Source organism: Achromobacter sp. CF-sbj1-Ac2-l, from assembly GCF_052698165.1.
In genome coordinates this window covers 1-19,264 of the sequence record NZ_CP199855.1, presented here as the reverse complement: position 1 = coordinate 19,264, position 19,264 = coordinate 1, and the positions used below count along the sequence as shown (strand labels likewise).

Here is a 19,264-nt window from a genome sequence, read left to right as displayed (position 1 = left end):
GCCTATCGACCATCCGCTGTAGCCGGAACCGCCTAGGTCACCCGCGCGCCGCGGCGCATCATCCGAAGGAAAACCAATGCAAGACACCCATATCGAGACCGTCCACGTCACCGTCAGCGGTACCGTGCAGGGCGTGGGCTACCGCCATGCGGCGGTGCGGCGCGCGCACCTGCTGGGCGCCCGCGGCTGGGTGCAGAACATGCTGGACGGCACGGTCGAAGCCCTGGTGCAGGGCACTCCCGACCAGGTCGATCACATGCTGGAATGGCTGCGGCGCGGCCCGCCCGGGGCCGAGGTCGTCGAAATGGTCACGCGACGGGAGTACACCGATAAGCGTTATGCCCATTTCGAACAGCTGTAGGGCGCGCGCCGCGGCCTGCGACGCTCATCCGAAAGCGGGTAGGAGACGCGGCGCGAAGAAGGATGAGCTCAGCGGTTGCGCAGCCAACGCCCGCCGACCTGGTTGATGATCAGGCCGGCGAGCACGCAGCCCGCGCCCAGCCATTGCAGCGGCTGCAGCCGCTCGCCGAAGGCGGCCGACGCCGCCCACAGGCCCACCACCGGCACCAGCAGCGAGAAGGGCGCGATCTTGGCGGCCGGATGACGCGTCAGGAGCTGCGTCCACAGCGTATACGCCAACAGCGTGGCCAGCACCGCCAGGTACAGCACCGACAGCGCCTCGCCCCAGCCGATCCCCAGGATCATGCCCGCCACCGCGTCCCAGCCGTCGGCCAGCACCGCCAGTCCCACGAACGGCAGCACCGGCGCGGCGCTGCTCCAGGCAATGAAGGCAAACGGGTCGTAGCCGGGCGCCGTGCGGCTGGCCAGCCGCACGATGATGTTCGACACCGCCCACATCGAGGCGCCGCCCAACGTCAGCACGAATCCCAGCATGGGCATCTGGCCCGGCCCCTCGCCACGGCCGGCGGCAATCACCGCCAACCCCAGCGCCGCCACGCCCAGCCCAATCCAGTGATGCGGCCGCGCGCGCTCGCGCAGCACCGGCGCGGCCAGCAGCAGCGTGAAGAAGGCTTGGGTCTGGATCACCAGCGAGGCCATGCCCGCCGGCATGCCGAATTTCAGGGCCGTGAACAGCAGGCCGAACTGGCCCAGCCCCTGCACCAGCCCGTAGGCGGCGATCCACTGCCACGGCAGGCGCGGCGGACGCACGAACAGCACCAGGGGGAAGGCCGCCAGGGCGAATCGCAGGGCGCCCAGCATCATGGGGGAGAGGCCCTTGAGGCCGATCTTCATGATGACGAAGTTCAGGCCCCAGATCACCACCACCGTCAGGGCGCAGAGATAGTCTTTCTTGGAAAGTGGGGTAGCGGCGGACATCGCCCATTATCGCATTGCCCGCCCCCGAAAAACGCCGATTCAGCGGCTTGCCAGCACCTTTTTGAAGGCCTCGATGGCGCGGTCGATATCCTCGTCGTCGATATGGCGATGCGTCACGCAGCGCAGCCGCGTGCGGCCCCACGGACGGGTCAACAGGCCCGCGGCCTCCAGCGCGGTGACCCAGTGCGCATTGGTCATGCCGGTATCGGCGGTCTCGACCTGCACGATGTTGGTCTGCGGCACCGTCGCCGCCAAGGACGGGTCGAGCCGGTTCAGGCCATCGCTCAGGCGACGCGCGCGCGCGTGGTCCTCGACCAGGCGGTCGCCCATGGTCTGCACGCCTTCCAGCCCGGCCGCGGCCATGATGCCGGCCTGGCGCTGGGTGCCGCCAAGCATGCGGCGCAGCATGCGGGCGCGCGCCATCACCGGCCGCGCGCCGGTCAGCACCGCGCCCACCGGCGCGCTCAGGCCCTTGGACAGGCACAGCGACACCGTGTCGGCATGGCGCGTGATCTCGGCCGGCGCCACGCCCAGCGCCACCGCGGCGTTGAACAGGCGCGCGCCATCCAGGTGCACCGGCACGCCGCAAGCCTGCGCCATGCCGTGAACCGCCTGCATGTGGTCCAGCGGCAGCACCGTGCCGCCGGCGTTGTTGTGCGAGGTCTCCATCGCCACCAGCGCGGTCTTGAGCTTGTGGCCGCCGGACTGCAGCGCCTCTTCCAGGCGGTTCAGGTCCATGGCGCCATCGGTGCCCGGCACGCCCTGGTAGAACAGGCCGGTGAAGGTGGCGGCGCCGCGCTCGGACGTATACATGTGCGCGGCCGATTCCAGCACCACCTGCTCATTGCGCTGGGTCTGCGCCAGCACCGCCAGCAGGTTCGCCATGGTGCAACTGGGCACGAACAGCCCGGCTTCCTTGCCCAGGCGCGCGGCCACGTGGGCCTCCAGCGCGCGCACGCTGGGGTCGCCGTCGAGCCCGTCGTCACCGATCGGGGCGGTGCGCATGCGCTCGTACATGGCGGCGGTGGGGTGGGTCACCGTGTCGCTGCGCAGGTCGACGAGTGCGCTGGAGGAGTCGACGGAAATCCGCTGGGTCATAACGATCAGTGCTGCAAAATTTTGGAAAGAAACTGGCGCGTGCGCGGCGCGCGCGCCTCGACATCGTCGAAGAAGGCCGCTTTCGGGCAGTCCTCGACGATCTTGCCGCCGTCCATGAAGATCACCCGGTCGGCGACGCGGCGGGCGAATCCCATTTCATGGGTCACCACCATCATCGTCATGCCTTCGCCGGCCAGGTCGGTCATCACGTCCAGCACTTCGTTGACCATCTCCGGATCGAGCGCCGAGGTCGGCTCGTCGAACAGCATCACCACCGGATCCATCGACAGGGCGCGGGCGATCGCCACGCGTTGCTGCTGGCCGCCGGACAACTCGCCCGGATGCTTGTCCTTGTGCGCCGACAGGCCGACCCGCTCCAGCAGCGCCAGGGCGCGTGCGCGCGCCTCGTCCTTGCCGCGCTTGAGCACCTTGAGCTGGCCCAGGCACAGGTTCTCGGTCACCGTCAGGTGCGGGAACAGTTCGAAGTGCTGGAACACCATGCCGGCCACCGAACGCAGCTTGGGCAGGTTGGTGCGCGGATCGCCCACCTGGATGCCGTTGACCACGATATCGCCCTTCTGGAAGGGTTCGAGCGCGTTGACGGTCTTGATCAAGGTCGATTTGCCCGAGCCTGACGGACCGCACACCACCACGACCTCGCCCCGGCCAACGGTGGTGGAGCAGTCATCCAGCACCTGGAAGTCGCCATACCACTTGCTGACCTGCTTGATCTCGATCATCGGGGGTTTCGAAGAGAGTTGCATCGTTGGACCTGTGGATAACCTGGGCGCCTAGCGCAGCACCCGCACGCGCTTTTCCAGCCGTTTGACCAGACGGGATGCCGTGAAGCAGATCACGAAATACACCACCGCCACGAAGAGATAGAGTTCCACCAGCCGGCCGTCGCGCTGGCCGATCTTGGACGCCGCGCCCAGGAAGTCGGTCAGAGACAGCACGTACACCAGCGAAGTGTCCTGGAACAGGATGATGACCCGCGTCAGCAGCGCCGGCACCATGTTGCGGATGGCCTGCGGCAGGATCACGTAGCGCATGCCCTGCCAGTGGTTCAGGCCCAGCGCCATGCTGGCCGAGACCTGGCCGCGCGAGATCGACTGGATGCCGGCGCGCATGATCTCGCAGAAGTACGCGGCCTCGAACAGCGTGAAGGTCACCACCGCCGAATTGAAGGCCCCCACCCGCAGCGGCGTGGGCGAACCCACGATCCAGGCGGCGATGTAGGGCACCAGGAAGTAGAACCAGAAGATCACCAGCAGCAGCGGCACCGAACGCATCACGTTCACGTAGATGCCCGCCGGCACCGACAGGATCCGGAAGCGCGAGAGCCGCATCATGGCCAGCACCGTGCCCAGCGCCAGCCCCATCACCGCCGCCAGCAGCGTCAGGGTCAGCGTGAAGGTCATGCCGGTCTGGAACAGGTACGGCAGCGCGCTGCCGATGACGTCGAAATCGAATTTGCCCATGTCGATTCCTAGCGTCCGTTCTTGGCCGCCGCGCCGATCAGGCCGGGAACCGCCACATGGCGTTCAAGCAGGCGCATGCCCAGGACCACCATGCCGTTCAGGATCAGGTAGATCACGGTCGCGGCCGTGAAGGCTTCGAAGATATGGAAGCTGAACTCCGCCATCGAGCGGGTCTGCCCGGTCAGCTCCAGCAGGCCGATGGTCAGCGCCACCGACGAATACTTGATCGTGCCCATGAACTCCGAAGTCAGGGGCGGCAGCACGATGCGATAGGCCTCGGGCAGGATGATGTAGCGGTACACCTGCGTCTCGGTCAACCCCAGCGCCGTGCCCGCCTGGAACTGGCCGCGCGGCAGCGACTGGATGCCCGCGCGCAGTTGCTCGGCCACGCGCGCCGAACCGTAGAAGCCCAGGCACAGCACCGCCGGCAGGAACTGCCCCCAGGGCTGCGGCATCTGCTTCATGGCCAGCCCCCAGGCGTGCGGCAGCAGCTCGGGCAGCACGAAGTACCACAGGAACATCTGCACCAGCAGCGGCACGTTGCGGAAAATCTCGACATAGGTCGCGCCGACGGCATTGGCCAGGCGCGACGAGGCGGTGCGCATCACGCCCAGGCACGACCCCAGCAACAGCGAGAACACCCACGCCGTCAGGGCCAGCGCCAGGGTCCAGCCCACGCCGATCAGGATCGTCTCCAGGAAGGTATGCACGCCGTCGGGCGACATCTCCAGGAAGATGCTCCAGTTCCAGTTGTAATTCATGCTTCAGGACCTGTGGACAACCAAAGAAGAGGGCGCCGGCGGGCGGCGCCCCGGGTCGCGCGGCGCCGCGACGCCCATGACAGGGCCGCCGCGGCGGGCCGGCTTACTCGTAGGCCTTGGGGTCGCCGGAGTCGGTCGGATGCGCCAGCGCGCGCTTGAGCGCGTCGCTCATCGGGTACTTCAGGTTGATCTGCTTGGGCGGGATCGGCGAGTTGAAGTACTTGTCGTAGATCGCGGCGACGCGGCCGCTCTTCATCAAGTCCAGCACGGCCTCGTCCACCACTTTCTTGAAGGCCGGGTCGTCCTTGGGCTGCATGATGCCGTAGGGCGCCAGTTCCAGGCCCTTGGTGCCGATCACGAAGGCGTCCGGGTTCTTGGACGAGGCCACCACGCCATAGGCGATGCCGTCATCGTTGGCCGACCCGGCGGCGCGTCCGGATTCCACCATCAGCAGCGTTTCCGCCGTATCCTTGGTGGGCGCCATGGTGATGCCCAGGTTGCCCTCGGCGTTCAGGCGCGAGATCAGCTTGAAGGTCTGGCCGCCGGCCTGCGCGGCGATGGTCTTGCCGCGGAACGACGCCAGGTTGTTGGGATCGACGCCGCCGTCCTTGCGCGCCACCAGCACCACCTGCGCCACGAACGTGGTGGGCGCGAACGACACCAGCTTGTGGCGTTCGAGGTTGTTGGTGGTGTTGCCGCATTCCAGGTCGATGGTGCCGTTGGCCAGCAGCGGGATGCGCGTGGCCGACGTGGTCGGGTTGTAGCGCACGTCCAGCTTGGGCAGCTTCAGCGCGGTCTTGATGTGCTGGGCGATTTCCTGGCAGATTTCGACGGTATAGCCGATCGGCTTCTGGTTGCCGTCCAGGTAGGCGAACGGCACCGAGGTCTCGGGGTGACCGATGGTGATCACGCCGGTGTCGCGGATCTTGTCCAGGCGGCTGGGGCCTTCGGCGTGGGCGGCGGCGCTGCCGAACAGGACGGCGGCGACCGAAATCGCGGCAAATGCTTTCATCGTATTCCCTTGGCGCCGGTCGAGCGGCGCATGTTTATGTTCACGAACAGCGGTGCCGGATTGCATGCGACCCGCCGCGTCCCGCGATGAGCCCCGCGGCTGGCAAAAAGTATCAACTAGCGTTATGGTTTTATCCAGTTCCAATCGGGTATTCCTCTATACGGATTTGATATGGCCATTACACGAATGGGCTTGCGACACATCGAGGCTTTCCGTGCTGTCATGATGACCGGATCCATGACTGCGGCGGCGCGCCGAGTGCATACCTCGCAGCCGCACGTTAGCCGCTTAATCGCGCAATTGGAAGCAATCACCCAGTTTCCCCTGTTCGACCGCAACGGCAGCCGCCTGACCCCCACCCAGGACGGCTCGCGCTTCTTTCAAGAGGTTGAAAAGACCTTCATCGGCCTGGCCGGCCTGGAATCGGCGGCGGCCAGCATCCGCTCGTTCAGCGCCAGCCGCCTGAGCGTGGCGGCCATGCCGCGCCTGGCCGGCGGCCTGCTGGCGCGCATCGTGGCCGCCTTCAAGACCGAATACCCGGACGTCATGGTCTCGATCCACTCCGGCAACGCCAGCGCCGTGCACAACTGGATCAGCTCGGGCTTCTGCGACACCGGCCTGGCCATGCTGTCGGGCGACAGCCCGGGCATCCAGGTCGAACCGGTGCTGACCATGAACTGCGTGGCGGTGCTGCCCAAGGGCCACCGGCTGACCAAGCTGAAAAAGCTCAAGCCCGCCGACTTTGCCGGCGAGCCCTTCATCGCCTTCCCCAGCGCCACGCCGCTGCGGGAGAAGATCGACGCGGTCTTCAAGGCCGCCAAGGTCGAGCGCCAGACGGTGGCCGAGGCCGGGCTGGGTTCGTCGGTATGCGCGCTGGTCGGCGCCGGCCTGGGCGTGGCGCTGATCAACCCGCTGGCGGCGCGCGAGGAATACGAGGCCAACGGCGTCGAGGTCCGCCCCTTCAGCCCGGCGGTGCCGGTCACGGTGGCGCTGCTGTACCCGCCGTACCATACCCGTACCCGGCTGGTGAGCGTGTTCTCGCGCTATGCGCACCAGTTGATGCAGGAGGAAATGGCGGACCTGAAGGCGCGGCCGGGGCGATGAGGGCAGCGGCCCCTCGCCTGGAAACGACAAGGCCACGGAATCGGGGCCTTTTTTTGCCCACGGCGGCCCGCCGTCAGGCGGTCGCGCCTTCCGGGCGCGGCTCGCGCAGATCCAGCCACGCCACCAGCAGCAATCCCCCCGCCAGCCCAAGATGCTCATAGAACGCATTGGCGGCCATGAAGCGCTCCTGCCCGGGCGCCATTTCCCAATAGCGCAGCGCAATGCCCGTGGCCACCAGCGTGAAGGCGGCCAGCGCCAGCGCCCCAAGCCAGCGCAGGCGGCCGCTCAGGATCATGGCGGAGGCCGTCAGTTCCAGCGCGATCACCAGCACCGCGAACAACGGTCCGGGCGCCAGCCCGAAATGCGCCATCTCCGCCAGCGCGCCGGGAAAGTCGGTCAGCTTGACCAGCCCGCCCTGCAGGTACGCGGCGCACAGGCCCAGGTAGGCCAGGAACCGCACGGCGGAGGAGCCGAACAGCGGCCGGGCCAGGCTGGCCAGCCGCCGCTCCCATTGAAAGGTCGCGTTCATGGCCGGCCCCCTCAGACAGCCCAGCAGGAACAACCCAGGGCGCCGAAGAAGCCCTGGAGGTCGGAACTGGGCGCGTTCGAGGCCCAGGCCTTGGCATGGTCATGCCCGTGCAGTCCGCAGTTGCTGGCGCACGCGCAGGCCGCCATGTTGCGATAGCCCAGCGAATTGCGGCCGGCGCCGTCGGGGTCGCCCCAGGCGGCATAGCCGCCGAACAGGCGCGTGGGCGACCAGTCCGGCATGGCCGGCGGCAGCGCGTTGTCGTCCTCGGCCCCGAATTCGCCCGCGCCGTAGACCACGCGGCCGCCGACCACCGTCAGGTCCGAGGTCAGGAACGAGATCTCGTCCTCGCTACACCGGAAGTAATCCTTGCTCGGCACGATGAAGTCGGCCAACTGGCCCGGCTGGATGCGGCCGCGCTTGCCTTCCTCGTTGGCGAACCAGGCCACGTTCTCGGTCCACATGCGCAGCGCGGTCTCGCGGTCCAGGCAGTTGCGCGCCGGGTAGAGGCGGGTGCCGCCCACGGTCTTGCCCGTCACCATCCACGACAGCGACACCCACGGGTTATAGGACGCGACCCGGGTGGCGTCGGTGCCGGCCGAGACCTTCACGCCGCGATCCAGCATCTTGGCAATGGGCGGCGTGGCCTCGGCCGCGACCGCGCCGTAGCGCTCGATGAAATACTCGCCCTGGTAGGCCATGCGGTGCTGCACGGCGATGCCGCCGCCCAGCGCGGCGATGCGATCGATCGACTTGTCGGAAATGGTCTCGGCATGGTCGAAGAACCAGTTCAGGCCGGTCAGCGGCGTGTCCTGGTTGACCTTCTCGAACACGTCCAGCGCGCGCGAAATGGTCTCGTCATAGGTGGCATGCAGCCGCCACGGCCACTTGTTCTGCACCAGCACGCGCACCACTTCCTCCAGCTCGCCTTCCATCTCGGGCGGCATGTCCGGGCGCTCGACGCGGAAGTCCTCGAAGTCGGCGGCCGAGAACACCAGCATCTCGCCGGCGCCGTTGTGGCGGAAGTAGTCGGTGCCCTGCTTGTACTTCACGCTCGAAGTCCACTTGAGGAAGTCTTCCTTTTCCTGCTTGGGCTTCTGCGTGAACAGGTTGTAGGCCAGCCGCACCGTCATCTGGCCCTCGTCGGCCAGCTTCTGGATCACGGCGTAGTCGTCGGGATAGTTCTGGAAGCCGCCGCCCGCGTCGATCACGCCGGTCACGCCCAGGCGGTTCAGCTCGCGCATGAAATGGCGCGTGGAATTGACCTGGTAGTCGAACGGCAGCTTGGGGCCCTTCGCCAGGGTCGCATACAGGATGGTCGCATTCGGCTTGGCCAGCAGCAGCCCGGTGGGGTTGCCCTGCGCATCGCGGATGATCTCGCCGCCCGGCGGGTTGGGCGTGGTCTTGGTGTAGCCCACCGCGCGCAGCGCGGCGCCGTTGAGCAGGGCGCGGTCGTACAGGTGCAGCAGGAACACCGGCGTGTCGGGCGCGATGGCGTTGATTTCTTCGATCGTGGGCAGGCGCTTTTCGGCGAACTGGTGCTCGGTGAAACCGCCCACCACCCGCACCCATTGCGGCGCCGGCGTGATGGCGACCTGGCGCTTGAGCATCGCCATGGCGTCGGCCAGCGAGCGCACGCCGTCCCAGCGCAGTTCCATGTTGTAGTTCAGGCCGCCACGCACCACGTGGGTGTGGTTGTCGAACAGACCGGGCAGGGCGCTTCGCTGCTTGAGGTCGACGCGCCGGGTGCCGGGCCCGGCCAGCGCCATGACCTCGGCGTCGGTGCCGACGGCGACGAAGCGGCCGTCCTTGATGGCCACGGCGCTGGCCAGCGGCTTGGCGCGGTCCAGCGTGGTGATGCGGCCGTTGTGGAAGATGACATCGGGAGTGGCGTTCGAGGCATTTGACATGGGGGGTTCTCCTTTGGAACGGGCAGTGGCACATCCGCCCAACAGGCTGTTCAGAGCAAGCGTGGAAGCAACACCGATAAGGTCGCGGCGGGTCGGCATACGATTATCTCCTCTGGTGCGGGAAGGGAATCAGCTATGGTCCTTGTCTTTCCCCTGTCGGCCGGGCAGTTGCCCGAATACGTGGCTGACCGCCTTCTCCTTGTCGCAGGCGGCAACGAACGCCGTGCCGTTGAGCAGTTGCTTGCCCACCGGCACGATCTGCTCGCCGACCAGGATGCCGAGCAGGCCGATCAGCGCCACCAGCGGCGGCGCGGGCGAACGCACCTGCAGCAGGCTGTACACCACGCCGACCAGCAGGCCGGCGCCCAGGGAAAGTAGATAGATCTTCATGTGCGTCCTCGTGTGTGTGATGGGTCATGCATGGGTATCGGCCAACAGCAGCTCGGCATCGTCCAGCGCGGTGATGCGCACGTCGGTCTCGTCCAGGATCGCGGCGCCGTCGCCGCTGCCGATCTCGACATCGTTGACGGTCAGCCGTCCCTTGGAAGACACCAGGTAGCCACGGCGCCGTCCGTGCGCAAAGCGATACGTGGCGGCTTCGCCGGCCTTGAGCGCCACGGCCAGCAGCCGCGCGTCGCTGCGGATCGGCAGGGCGTCGTCGTCACCCTCGATGCCGCTGGCCAGCGTGACGAAGCGGCCGTTGCAGGCCTCGCGGGCGAACGACTTGCGGCCCCAGCTAGGCGGCACGCCGCGGCGGTCCGGCTCCAGCCAGATCTGGAACACCCGCGCGGGGCCGCCTTCCATATTGAATTCGGCGTGCGTCACGCCGCTGCCGGCGCTCATGACCTGCACGTCGCCGGCACGCGTGCGGCCGCGGTTGCCCAGGTCATCCTCGTGCGTCAGCGCGCCTTCGCGCACGCAGGTAATGATTTCCACATCCGTGTGCAGCAACGGTTCAAAGCCCGCGCCTGGCGCGATGGTCTCGTCGTTCCAGGCGCGTAGCGCCCCCCAGCGCATGCGCGCGGGATCCTGGTAGTTGGCAAAGGAGAAATGATGCTTCACGTCGAGCCAGCCGCGGCGGGCATGGCCCAGGGTGGTAAGGGGACGGCGCTCGATCATGACGAGACTCCAGGTCGGGGGAATGGGTGCCGCGCGATGCGGTCAGCGTTTCAACGCCAGGAAGTGATGCACTTCGGGCTTGTGGGGGCCGATATGGAAGCGCAGCGCCTCGGCCTGCAGGTCGGCATCGGCGTGCGAGACGCGATGATGCTGGCGCAGATGCTCGGCCCACGACTCCACGAAGAACCACTCCATCACGCGCTCCGGATCGCCCGTGTGCTCGACCACGCCCCAGGCGTAGGCGCCGTCGCGCAGCCGCTCCTGCGACAGGCGCTGCATCGCCTCCAGGAAGGCGGGACGATCCTCCTGCCGAACGCGATACTCGACCTGGATCAGCACCGGACCGCGGTCATTGGCCACCGGCGCGGACACCAGCGGCTCGGGCCAGTGGTTCGACGCCTGCAGGTCGGCCTCGCCCACCGGCAGCCGCACCCGGTGGAACAGCAGCGCCACGGCCACCAGGCCGACCGCGCTCACCACCAGCGCATACGGCACGCCGATCTCCCGCGCCACCAGGCCCCAGCCCAGGCTGCCCGCCGCCATCGCGCCGTTGAACACCATCAGGTACACCGCCAGGCCGCGGCCCCGCACCCAGTTGGGCAGAATCGCCTGGGCCACGCCATTGAACGTGGTCAACGCGGTAATCCAGCCCATGCCCAGCAGCACCAGCATCAGCACCGCCAGCCACTTGGGCGGCGCGAACACCAGCACGCCCATCACCACCGCGCTGACGACCGAGGCCAGCAGCACCAGGCCGTCCGCATTGAGCTTGGCGCCCAGCTTGGGCATGACCAGCGCGCCGATGATGGCCCCCGCGCCCACGGCGCCCAGCAGCACGCCATAGAAGCCCGAGGAGCCGCCCAGCATCTGCCGCGCCACCAGCGGCAGCAGGGCCCAGACCGCGCTGGCGAACAGGAAGAACACGGCGGCGCGAAGCAGCACGCGATGCAGTTCCTTGCTGGCCCGCGTGTAGCGCAGGCCGGCACGGAACGCGCCGAAGAAATTCTCCGACAGGGCGCTATCGACCTTGGCCGGCCGCTTCCACCACAGCAGGGCCGCGATCACGAACACATAGCTCAAGACGTCCATGCCGTAGGTCACCGCCGCGCCGAAGCTGGCCAGGATCAGGCCGCCCGCCGCCGGACCGATGGCGCGCGCGATGTTGATGCCCAGGGAATTGAGCGCCACGGCGCCCTTGAGGTCCTCGCGCGGCACCAGCTCCGGCACGATCGACTGCCACGTCGGGCCCATCAGCGCCGCGCCGATGCCGCCGACGAACGTCAGGGCGATCAGGTAGTCCACCGTCAACGCGCCAAAGTGCGACAGCAGCAGCAACGTGCCGCTGACCGATGCCAGCAGCAACTGCACGAAGATCAGGAAACGCCGGCGGTCGAGGATGTCCGACAGCACGCCGGCCGGAATCGCCAGCAGGAAGATCGGCAGCGTCGCCGCCGTCTGGATCAGCGCCACCGCCGCCGGGCTGGCCGACAGATCGGTCACCAGCCAGGAGCTGGCGACGTCGCGCATGAAGCTGCCGACGTTGCCCAGCACCGCGGCCGCCCACAGTACGGCGAAGACGGGTTGGCGCAGCGGCGCGAAGCCGCTGCCCGGGGAATGGGGGGGGTTGTTCGGCATGGAACGCTCCTGGATCGCTCGGGGTCGCCAGGGGCGTTCATCATGCCGCCTGCCGTGTTCGAAAGAGAATCACGCCGGGCCGGCCGGGGCGCTACCGCCGCCGGCCCGGCACGCGGCTTACTTGGCCGGGTTGGGGCCGATGCGTTCGCCGTGCGTCACGCGCTCGGCCAGCTTGTGCACATGGGTGACGGCGTAGTCGATGCCCATGCCGTAGGCGCCCGAGTGTTCCTTGGCGATGCCGGTCACGGCGTCATAGGTCTCCTTGCGGGCCCAGTCGCGCTGCCATTCCAGCATCACCTGCTGCCAGGTCACCGGCACCACGCCGGCCTGGATCATGCGGTCCATCGCGTACTTGTGCGCGTCGGCCGAGGTGCCGCCCGAGGCGTCGGCCACCATGTAGATCTCGTAGTCGCCTTCCAGCATGGCGCACAGGGCGAAGGTGGTGTTGCACACTTCGGTCCACAGGCCGGCCACGACGATCTTCTTGCGGCCGTTGGCGGCCAGCGCATCGCGCACGTTCTGGTCGTCCCACGAGTTCATCGAGGTGCGTTCCAGGATCTTGTTCTCGGGGAACACGGCCAGCAGTTCGGGAAAGGTGTTGCCCGAGAAGCCGTCGGTTTCCACGGTGGTGATGGTGGTCGGGATGTTGAAGGTGCGCGCGGCCTTGGCCAGGCCCACCACGTTGTTCTTGAGCGTCTGGCGATCGATCGACTGCACGCCGAAAGCCATCTGCGGCTGCTGATCGATGAAGATGATCTGGCTGTTTTGCGGGGTCAGGACTTCGAGGTATTTGTTGGCGGACATGGTGGCTCTCTCTTTCAAGGAATCGTTCAAGGAAATGCGGCTAGGTGAATTCGGGCACTGCGCAAACCGTTCCGGCCTGCCCCGCTGCCGTCGTGTCCGAATGCCGCTTGAGGGGTTTCGTTCACGTCGTCTGTCGGTATGGGCATATTAGGGATCCGCCCTTCGCCTGAGAATCCGCAACCGGGAATTGCATCCTTTCCATTTTTTGCATGATCCCCATGACCCGGGTGTTTCCGGCCCGGCCTTCCCCGGGCGTTCTTGTTCGTCACATAGCCAGCCGCTATCATCGACGCCACTTTCTTTGCGAGAATCATCATGAACAAACTGCCGGATCTGGAAGGCTGGGCGATCTTCGCCAAGGTCGCCGACACGGGCTCGTTCGCCAAGGCGGCGGCCGAACTGTCCCTGTCCCAGGCCACGGTGTCCAAGACCATCACGCGTCTGGAGACCAAGATGAAGACCATGCTGTTCCACCGCACCTCGCGCAGCATGTCGTTGACGGAGTCCGGCTATGCGGCGCTGGAGCGCGCCGCGCGCATCCTGGAAGAGGGCGAGGCGGTCGAGGCCGAGGTCACCGAGAAATCCACCAGCCTGCGCGGCAAGATCCGCCTGGCCGCGCCCATGTCCTTCGGCGTCACGCACCTGGCGCCGATGCTGCCGCCCTTCATGCAGGCACATCCCGACGTGGACCTGGAGATCGAATTCAACGACAAGCAGTCGGATCTGGTGTCCGAACGCTTCGACCTGGCCCTGCGCATCTCCAACCTGGTGGACTCGACGCTGCTGGCGCGGCGGCTGTGCTCGGTGCGCATCCTGCTGGTGGGCGCGCCCAGCTATTTCAAGCGCGCCGGCAAGCCCAAGCATCCGCGCGACCTGGCGCAGCACACCGCGCTGCAATACATGTACGCGCGCAACGGCTCGAGCTGGCGTTTCCGCCACGACAAGCACGGCGAGTTCTCGCAGTCGCTGCCGGTGCAGTTGAACGTCAACAACGCAGAAGCCCTGTCACCCGCGCTGCAGGCCGGCCTGGGCCTGGCGCTGCAACCGGAATTCCTGGCCTGGGAAGACCTGCAATCGGGCGCGCTGGAAACCGCCATGGACGACTGGCAGGTCGACCCGATCGCGCTGCACATCGTCACGCCGCCAGGCCGCCGGCGGCCGGCGCGGGTGCAGGCGCTGATCGAATACCTGGCGGAACGATTGACGGCGGAACCTTGGGCGAGTGACGTGCAGGGCTAGGCAACGGGCCGGGCTGGCGCCCCATGCAAAGGCGCCGGCAAATAAAAAAGGGGCTGCGCAAGGCAGCCCCTTTTTCATGCACGCCGCGAAGCCCCGTCGGGCTTGCGGGCAACCCTGCCGATCAAACGTCGATATTCCCCGCCGACAGCGCATGCGCCTCGATGAAGTTGCGGCGCGGCTCGACGTCGTCGCCCATCAGCGTGGTGAAGACCTCGTCGGCCGCGATGGCGTCCTCGATCTGCACGCGCAGCAGGCGGCGCACCTTCGGGTCCATGGTGGTTTCCCACAACTGATCGGGGTTCATTTCGCCCAGGCCCTTGTAGCGCTGCTTGGAGATGCCGCGTTCGGCTTCGCTGCGCAGCCACTGCATGGCCTCGCGGAAGTCGGAGACGCTTTGCTCCTTGCGCTTGTCGCCTTCGCCACGGGCGACCAGCGACTGCGGGCCGACCTTGCCGGAGAAGCTCTTGGCGGCCTTGGACAGGATGGCGTAATCCGAACCGCCAATGAAGTCGGCGTCGATGATGCTGACGCGCACGTTGCCGTGATGCATGCGCTGGATCGACAGGCGATGGCGTTCGGTGGCCGCGTCGAATTCGGGCACGACTTCGACGCCATTGCCGCTGATCGGATCGCGCATGGCATCGGCCAGGCGCTTGGCCGAATCGGCGGCGGCCTCGGCCGTGTCCAGGTTGATCTCGACGCCCTCGGCCATGGCCGACAGTGCGGCCACGTCGAACACGCGCGACAGGCGCGCGATGACGCCGTCGGCGGCCACGTACTGGCGCGCCAGTTCGTTGAGCTCATCGCCGCGGATGATGTTGCCGCCCGCGATGATCTCGGCATCCTTCAGGGCCAGTTGCAGCATGAACTGCGCTTCTTCCTGGTCATCCTTCAGGTAGCGCTCTTCGCGGCCGACCTTGACCTTGTAGAGCGGCGGCTGGGCGATGTACACATAACCGCGCTGCACCAGCTCGGGCATCTGGCGGTACAGCAGCGTCAGCAGCAGCGTGCGGATGTGCGCGCCGTCCACGTCCGCGTCGGTCATGATGATCAGGCGGTGGTAGCGCAGCTTGTCGACGTTGAAGTCCGGGCCGATGCTGGTGCCCAGCGCGGTGATCAGCGTGGCGATCTGCTCGCTGGCGATCAGGCGGTCAAAGCGCGCCTTCTCGACGTTCAGCACCTTGCCGCGCAGCGGCAGGATGGCCTGGAACTTGCGGTCGCGGCCCTGCTTGGCCGAGCCGCCTGCCGAGTCGCCCTCGACGATGTACAGCTCGCACAGCGCCGGGTCTTTCTCCTGGCAGTCGGCCAGCTTGCCGGGCAGGCCGGCGCCTTCCAGCACGCTCTTGCGGCGCGTCATTTCGCGCGCCTTGCGGGCCGCTTCGCGCGCGCGGGCGGCTTCGACGATCTTGCCGCACAGGGCCTTGGCGTCGTTCGGATGCTCCAGCAGCCAGGTTTCCAGCGTGCGGGCCACGGCTTCTTCGACCGCCGGACGCACTTCGCTCGAGACCAGCTTGTCCTTGGTCTGGCTGCTGAACTTGGGCTCGGGCACCTTCACCGACAGCACGCAGGCCAGGCCTTCGCGCATGTCGTCGCCGGAGGTCTCGACCTTGGCCTTCTTGGCCAGTTCGTTGTCGGTGATGTACTTGTTGATGATGCGGGTCATCGCCGCGCGCAGGCCGGTCAGGTGCGAGCCGCCGTCGCGTTGCGGGATGTTGTTGGTGAAGCACAGCACGCTTTCGCTGTAGCTGTCGTTCCACTGCATCGCCACTTCCACGCCCACCGGCACGCCGCCGGCGGTGGACTCGGTGGTGACCGAGAACACGTTCGGGTGCAGCACCGTCTTGGCGCGGTTGATGTATTCGACAAAGCCCTTCACGCCGCCGGAGAAGGCGAAGTTCTCTTCCTTGCCCTGGCGCTGGTCGATCAGGCGGATCTTGACGCCGTTGTTCAGGAACGAGAGCTCGCGCAGGCGCTTGGAGAGGATCTCGTAGTGGTATTCGACGTTGGTGAAGATGATTGGGTCGGCCAGGAAGCGCACTTCGGTGCCGCGCTTGTCGGTCGTGCCGGTCACGGCCAGGGGCGCGACGCGCTCGCCCTGGCGGAATTCCATCTGGTGCACTTCGCCGTTGCGGCGGATGGTCAGGCGCAGCCACTCGGACAGCGCGTTCACGCACGACACGCCCACGCCGTGCAGGCCGCCGGACACCTTGTACGAGTTCTGGTCGAACTTGCCGCCCGCGTGCAGTTCGGTCATGACGATTTCCGCTGCGCTGCGGTGGAATTCGTCGTCCTTGTGGATATCCGTGGGAATGCCGCGGCCGTTGTCGGTGACCGAGATCGAGTTGTCGGTGTGGATGGTGACGACGATGTCGTCGCAATAGCCGGCCAGCGCTTCGTCAATGGCGTTGTCGACGACTTCGAACACCATGTGGTGCAGACCGGTGCCGTCCGATGTGTCGCCGATGTACATGCCGGGGCGCTTGCGCACGGCCTCCAGCCCCTTGAGCATCTTGATCGAGTCGGCGCCGTAGCCGCCGTTCTCGGGAGTGGTGTTCTGCTGATCTGACATGTCTGTATCGATAACGCTTTAAAGAACGGCCTGGCGGCCGGACCGCCGGCGGGCCATCGGGCCCGCGGGCGGCACAAACCCACAGTTGCGCGGACTCAGATCCGCATGGGCATGACGACGTACTTGAACTGGTCGTCTTCGGGCAGGGTGATGAGCGCCGACGCGTTGGCATCGGGCATGACCGACCACTGGATGTTGTCCACCTTGACGTTGGACAGCACGTCGAGCAGGTAGCCGACGTTGAAGCCCACGTCCAGCGGCTCGTGGCCGTAGTCGATGTCGATTTCTTCCTGCGCCTCTTCCTGCTCGGCGTTGGAAGAAGAAATCTTCATCTGGTTCTGCGCCAGTTGCAGGCGCACGCCCTTGAACTTGTCGGTGGTCAGGATGGCGGCGCGCTGCAGGCTGCCCTGCAGGGCTTCGCGGCCCACCAGGAAGTGGCGCGTGTAGTTGGTCGGGATGACGCGGGTGAAGTCGGGGAACTTGCCTTCGACCAGCTTGGACACCAGCTCGACGTCGCCGAAGCGGAAACGGATCTGGCCCGGCGCCACGTCGATCGAGACGGGTTCGTCGGAGTCTTCCAGCAGGCGCTGCATTTCCAGCACGGTCTTGCGCGGCACGATCACTTCGTGGCGCTCGCTGATGCCGTCGGCTTCGGTGGAGCAGTGCGCCAGGCGGTGGCCGTCGGTGGCGACCGCGCGCACGCGGCCCGGTTCGAACACCAGCAGCATGCCGTTCAGGTAGTAGCGGATGTCCTGTTGCGCCATGGCGAAGTGCACCATGTTGAACAGGTGGCGCAGCGTGCGTTGCGGCATGGTCAGCGACACGTCCCACTGCTCGGGCTGGGCCACGGTGGGGAATTCGCTGGCGGCCAGCGTCTGCAGCGCGAAGCGGCTCTTGGCCGACTGCACCGACAGCTTGTTGCTGGCCAGCGCCAGGCGCACGTCGCCGGTGTCCGGCAGGGCTTTCAGGATGTCCAGCAGCTTGCGCGCCGCCACCGTGGTGGACTCGTTGTCGTGACCCACGCCGAAGTCGGCGTGCGTGGTGATCTGCACTTCCAGGTCGGTCGCAATGAAGGCAACCTTGTTGCCTTCCTTGCGCATCAGGATGTTCGCCAGGATGGGCAGGGTATGGCGTCTTTCGACGATGCCCGCCACGGTCGACAGCGGTTTCAGCAATGCATCGCGTGTGGTTTGTACGAGTTGCATGGTCATCCTTTTAGAGTTTGTTCCAACACGTGCAGGGTATGGTTGAGCTCCGCTTGCTTGGCGCGGGCGTCGGAAATCTTGCGTACGGCGTGCAGCACGGTGGTGTGGTCACGGCCACCGAACAGATCGCCGATTTCCGGCAGGCTTTTCTGGGTCAGCTCCTTGGCCAGGTACATGGCGACCTGGCGCGGCAAAGCGATATTGGCCGGCCGGCGTTTCGAATACATGTCGGCCACCTTGATCTTGTAGAAATCCGCCACCGTCTTCTGGATGTTCTCGACGGTGATCTGGCCGTTGGACACGGACAGCAGATCCTTCAAGGCTTCCTTGCAGACGTCCACGGTGAGCACGTCGCGGCCATGGAAGCGGGCGTAGGCCAGCACCTTGCGCAACGCGCCTTCGAGTTCGCGCACGTTGCTGCGCAGGTGCTTGGCGATGAAGAACGCCACTTCCTCGGGCATCGGCACGCCCTCGGACTCGGCCTTGCGCAGCAGGATCGCCACGCGCATTTCGAGTTCGGGCGGCTCGATCGCGACCGTCAGGCCGGAATCGAAGCGCGAGATCAGGCGGCTGTCGATGCCCGACAGTTCCTTCGGATAGGTATCGCTGGTGATGATGATCTGCTTGCGCTGCGCCACCATCGCTTCGAACGCATAGAAGAATTCTTCCTGCGTGCGGTTCTTGCCGGAGAAGAACTGGATATCGTCGATCAGCAGCAGGTCGAGCGAATGGTAGTAGCGCTTGAAGTCATCGAACGCCTTGCGCTGGTACGCCTTGACCACGTCGGACACGTACTGGTCGGCATGCACGTAGCGCACGCGCACCCCGGTGCCCGCCGCCACCATGGCGTTGCCGATGGCGTGGATCAGGTGGGTCTTGCCCAGGCCCACGCCGCCGTACAGGAACAGCGGGTTGTACGACGTGCCCGGGTTCTCGGCCACCTGCAGCGCGGCGGCGCGCGCCAACTGGTTGGCCTTACCCGTCACGAAGTTCTCGAACGTCAGGTCGGTGTTCAGGCGCGAGCGCTCGTACACGATGTTGGCGGCGTCCGCGTTCACGGCCGCGGCCGCCGCGGTGGTCGCGACGGGGGCGGGCGCGGCGGGCTGCGCCGGCATGCCTGGCGGTGGCGCGCCGCCCAGGGGCGAGGCGGCCGAAGGCGCGGTCTGCACGGGCGGCTGCGCGCGCACCGGCGCCACCGGCATGCGCGGGGTGGCGCCTTGCGTGGGCAATTCGAACAGGACCTGTACCGGACGCTCGAACCACTCCGCGGCCAACGCTTCGATCTGGTGGGAGAAGTTCTTGCGCACCCAGTCCAGCTTGAACCGGTTGGGGGCGGCAACGCGCAGCACCGCCTGCGTTTCGTCATACGCAAGCGGGACCAGCGGTCGTATCCACGCGCTGATTTGTTGGGGGGGGAGTTCCTGCTCAAGACGACTGACGCAGGTCTGCCAGAATTCTTTCAT

General features: G+C 66.7%; 18 protein-coding genes. 3 read left to right on the top strand and 15 right to left on the bottom strand.

What is annotated here, in order from left to right:
- Nucleotides 1-76 precede the first annotated feature (76 nt).
- The gene (locus ACUDCK_RS00090) at nt 77-361 is read left to right on the top strand and encodes an acylphosphatase (protein WP_054504473.1); all 285 of its coding nucleotides are present in this window, start codon (nt 77-79) and stop codon (nt 359-361) included.
- A 68-nt stretch (nt 362-429) separates the two neighbouring features.
- On the opposite strand, the gene ACUDCK_RS00085 is transcribed toward ACUDCK_RS00090, so the two are convergent.
- The 6 genes from ACUDCK_RS00085 to ACUDCK_RS00060 form a co-directional block, all read right to left on the bottom strand.
- Nucleotides 430-1,338: an EamA family transporter gene (locus ACUDCK_RS00085; RefSeq protein WP_054504472.1), complete on the bottom strand. Its 909-nt coding sequence runs from the start codon at nt 1,336-1,338 to the stop codon at nt 430-432.
- 39 nt (nt 1,339-1,377) lie between these two features.
- On the bottom strand, nt 1,378-2,436 hold the full coding sequence (locus ACUDCK_RS00080; RefSeq protein ID WP_116791265.1) for a threonine aldolase family protein: 1,059 nt from the start codon (nt 2,434-2,436) through the stop codon (nt 1,378-1,380).
- Nucleotides 2,437-2,441: 5 nt separating this feature from the next.
- The gene (locus tag ACUDCK_RS00075) at nt 2,442-3,176 is read right to left on the bottom strand and encodes an amino acid ABC transporter ATP-binding protein (RefSeq protein ID WP_175167331.1); all 735 of its coding nucleotides are present in this window, start codon (nt 3,174-3,176) and stop codon (nt 2,442-2,444) included.
- 51 nt (nt 3,177-3,227) lie between these two features.
- A complete protein-coding gene (locus ACUDCK_RS00070; RefSeq protein WP_049070337.1) occupies nt 3,228-3,917 on the bottom strand; it encodes an amino acid ABC transporter permease in 690 nt (229 codons plus the stop codon).
- Nucleotides 3,918-3,925: 8 nt separating this feature from the next.
- Nucleotides 3,926-4,678, bottom strand: coding sequence for an amino acid ABC transporter permease (locus ACUDCK_RS00065; protein WP_054504470.1), 753 nt, complete (start codon nt 4,676-4,678; stop codon nt 3,926-3,928).
- A 103-nt stretch (nt 4,679-4,781) separates the two neighbouring features.
- Nucleotides 4,782-5,690 carry an amino acid ABC transporter substrate-binding protein gene (locus ACUDCK_RS00060; protein ID WP_054504469.1) on the bottom strand — a complete coding sequence of 303 codons (909 nt, stop codon included), beginning with the start codon at nt 5,688-5,690 and terminating at the stop codon, nt 4,782-4,784.
- 171 nt (nt 5,691-5,861) lie between these two features.
- On the opposite strand from ACUDCK_RS00060, the gene ACUDCK_RS00055 reads away from it, so the two are divergent.
- Nucleotides 5,862-6,794, top strand: coding sequence for a LysR substrate-binding domain-containing protein (locus tag ACUDCK_RS00055; protein ID WP_006389526.1), 933 nt, complete (start codon nt 5,862-5,864; stop codon nt 6,792-6,794).
- Nucleotides 6,795-6,867: 73 nt separating this feature from the next.
- On the opposite strand, the gene ACUDCK_RS00050 is transcribed toward ACUDCK_RS00055, so the two are convergent.
- The 6 genes from ACUDCK_RS00050 to ACUDCK_RS00025 all read right to left on the bottom strand — a co-directional run bounded on the left by ACUDCK_RS00050 (nt 6,868) and on the right by ACUDCK_RS00025 (nt 12,788).
- Entirely contained in the window at nt 6,868-7,323 is a 456-nt protein-coding gene (locus ACUDCK_RS00050) for a DoxX family protein (RefSeq protein WP_054504468.1), read from the bottom strand.
- Between the two features lie 11 nt (nt 7,324-7,334).
- Nucleotides 7,335-9,230, bottom strand: coding sequence for an amidohydrolase (locus ACUDCK_RS00045; RefSeq protein WP_054504467.1), 1,896 nt, complete (start codon nt 9,228-9,230; stop codon nt 7,335-7,337).
- Between the two features lie 129 nt (nt 9,231-9,359).
- On the bottom strand, nt 9,360-9,620 hold the full coding sequence (locus ACUDCK_RS00040; RefSeq protein WP_054504466.1) for a XapX domain-containing protein: 261 nt from the start codon (nt 9,618-9,620) through the stop codon (nt 9,360-9,362).
- A gap of 24 nt (nt 9,621-9,644) precedes the next feature.
- Nucleotides 9,645-10,349 carry a pirin family protein gene (locus tag ACUDCK_RS00035; RefSeq protein ID WP_054504465.1) on the bottom strand — a complete coding sequence of 235 codons (705 nt, stop codon included), beginning with the start codon at nt 10,347-10,349 and terminating at the stop codon, nt 9,645-9,647.
- A 42-nt stretch (nt 10,350-10,391) separates the two neighbouring features.
- On the bottom strand, nt 10,392-11,984 hold the full coding sequence (locus tag ACUDCK_RS00030; protein ID WP_175167332.1) for an MFS transporter: 1,593 nt from the start codon (nt 11,982-11,984) through the stop codon (nt 10,392-10,394).
- Between the two features lie 117 nt (nt 11,985-12,101).
- Nucleotides 12,102-12,788 (bottom strand): hydrolase, encoded by a 687-nt coding sequence (locus ACUDCK_RS00025; RefSeq protein ID WP_047992354.1) that lies wholly within the window; start codon nt 12,786-12,788, stop codon nt 12,102-12,104.
- A 315-nt stretch (nt 12,789-13,103) separates the two neighbouring features.
- On the opposite strand from ACUDCK_RS00025, the gene ACUDCK_RS00020 reads away from it, so the two are divergent.
- Nucleotides 13,104-14,027: a LysR family transcriptional regulator gene (locus ACUDCK_RS00020; protein WP_047992353.1), complete on the top strand. Its 924-nt coding sequence runs from the start codon at nt 13,104-13,106 to the stop codon at nt 14,025-14,027.
- Between the two features lie 121 nt (nt 14,028-14,148).
- On the opposite strand, the gene gyrB is transcribed toward ACUDCK_RS00020, so the two are convergent.
- From gyrB to dnaA, 3 genes are all read right to left on the bottom strand, one after another.
- Nucleotides 14,149-16,596: a DNA topoisomerase (ATP-hydrolyzing) subunit B gene (gene gyrB, locus ACUDCK_RS00015; RefSeq protein ID WP_054504463.1), complete on the bottom strand. Its 2,448-nt coding sequence runs from the start codon at nt 16,594-16,596 to the stop codon at nt 14,149-14,151.
- Nucleotides 16,597-16,691: 95 nt separating this feature from the next.
- Nucleotides 16,692-17,801 (bottom strand): DNA polymerase III subunit beta, encoded by a 1,110-nt coding sequence (dnaN, locus tag ACUDCK_RS00010; RefSeq protein WP_024067306.1) that lies wholly within the window; start codon nt 17,799-17,801, stop codon nt 16,692-16,694.
- A gap of 2 nt (nt 17,802-17,803) precedes the next feature.
- On the bottom strand, nt 17,804-19,264 hold the full coding sequence (gene dnaA / locus ACUDCK_RS00005) for a chromosomal replication initiator protein DnaA (protein WP_175167333.1): 1,461 nt from the start codon (nt 19,262-19,264) through the stop codon (nt 17,804-17,806).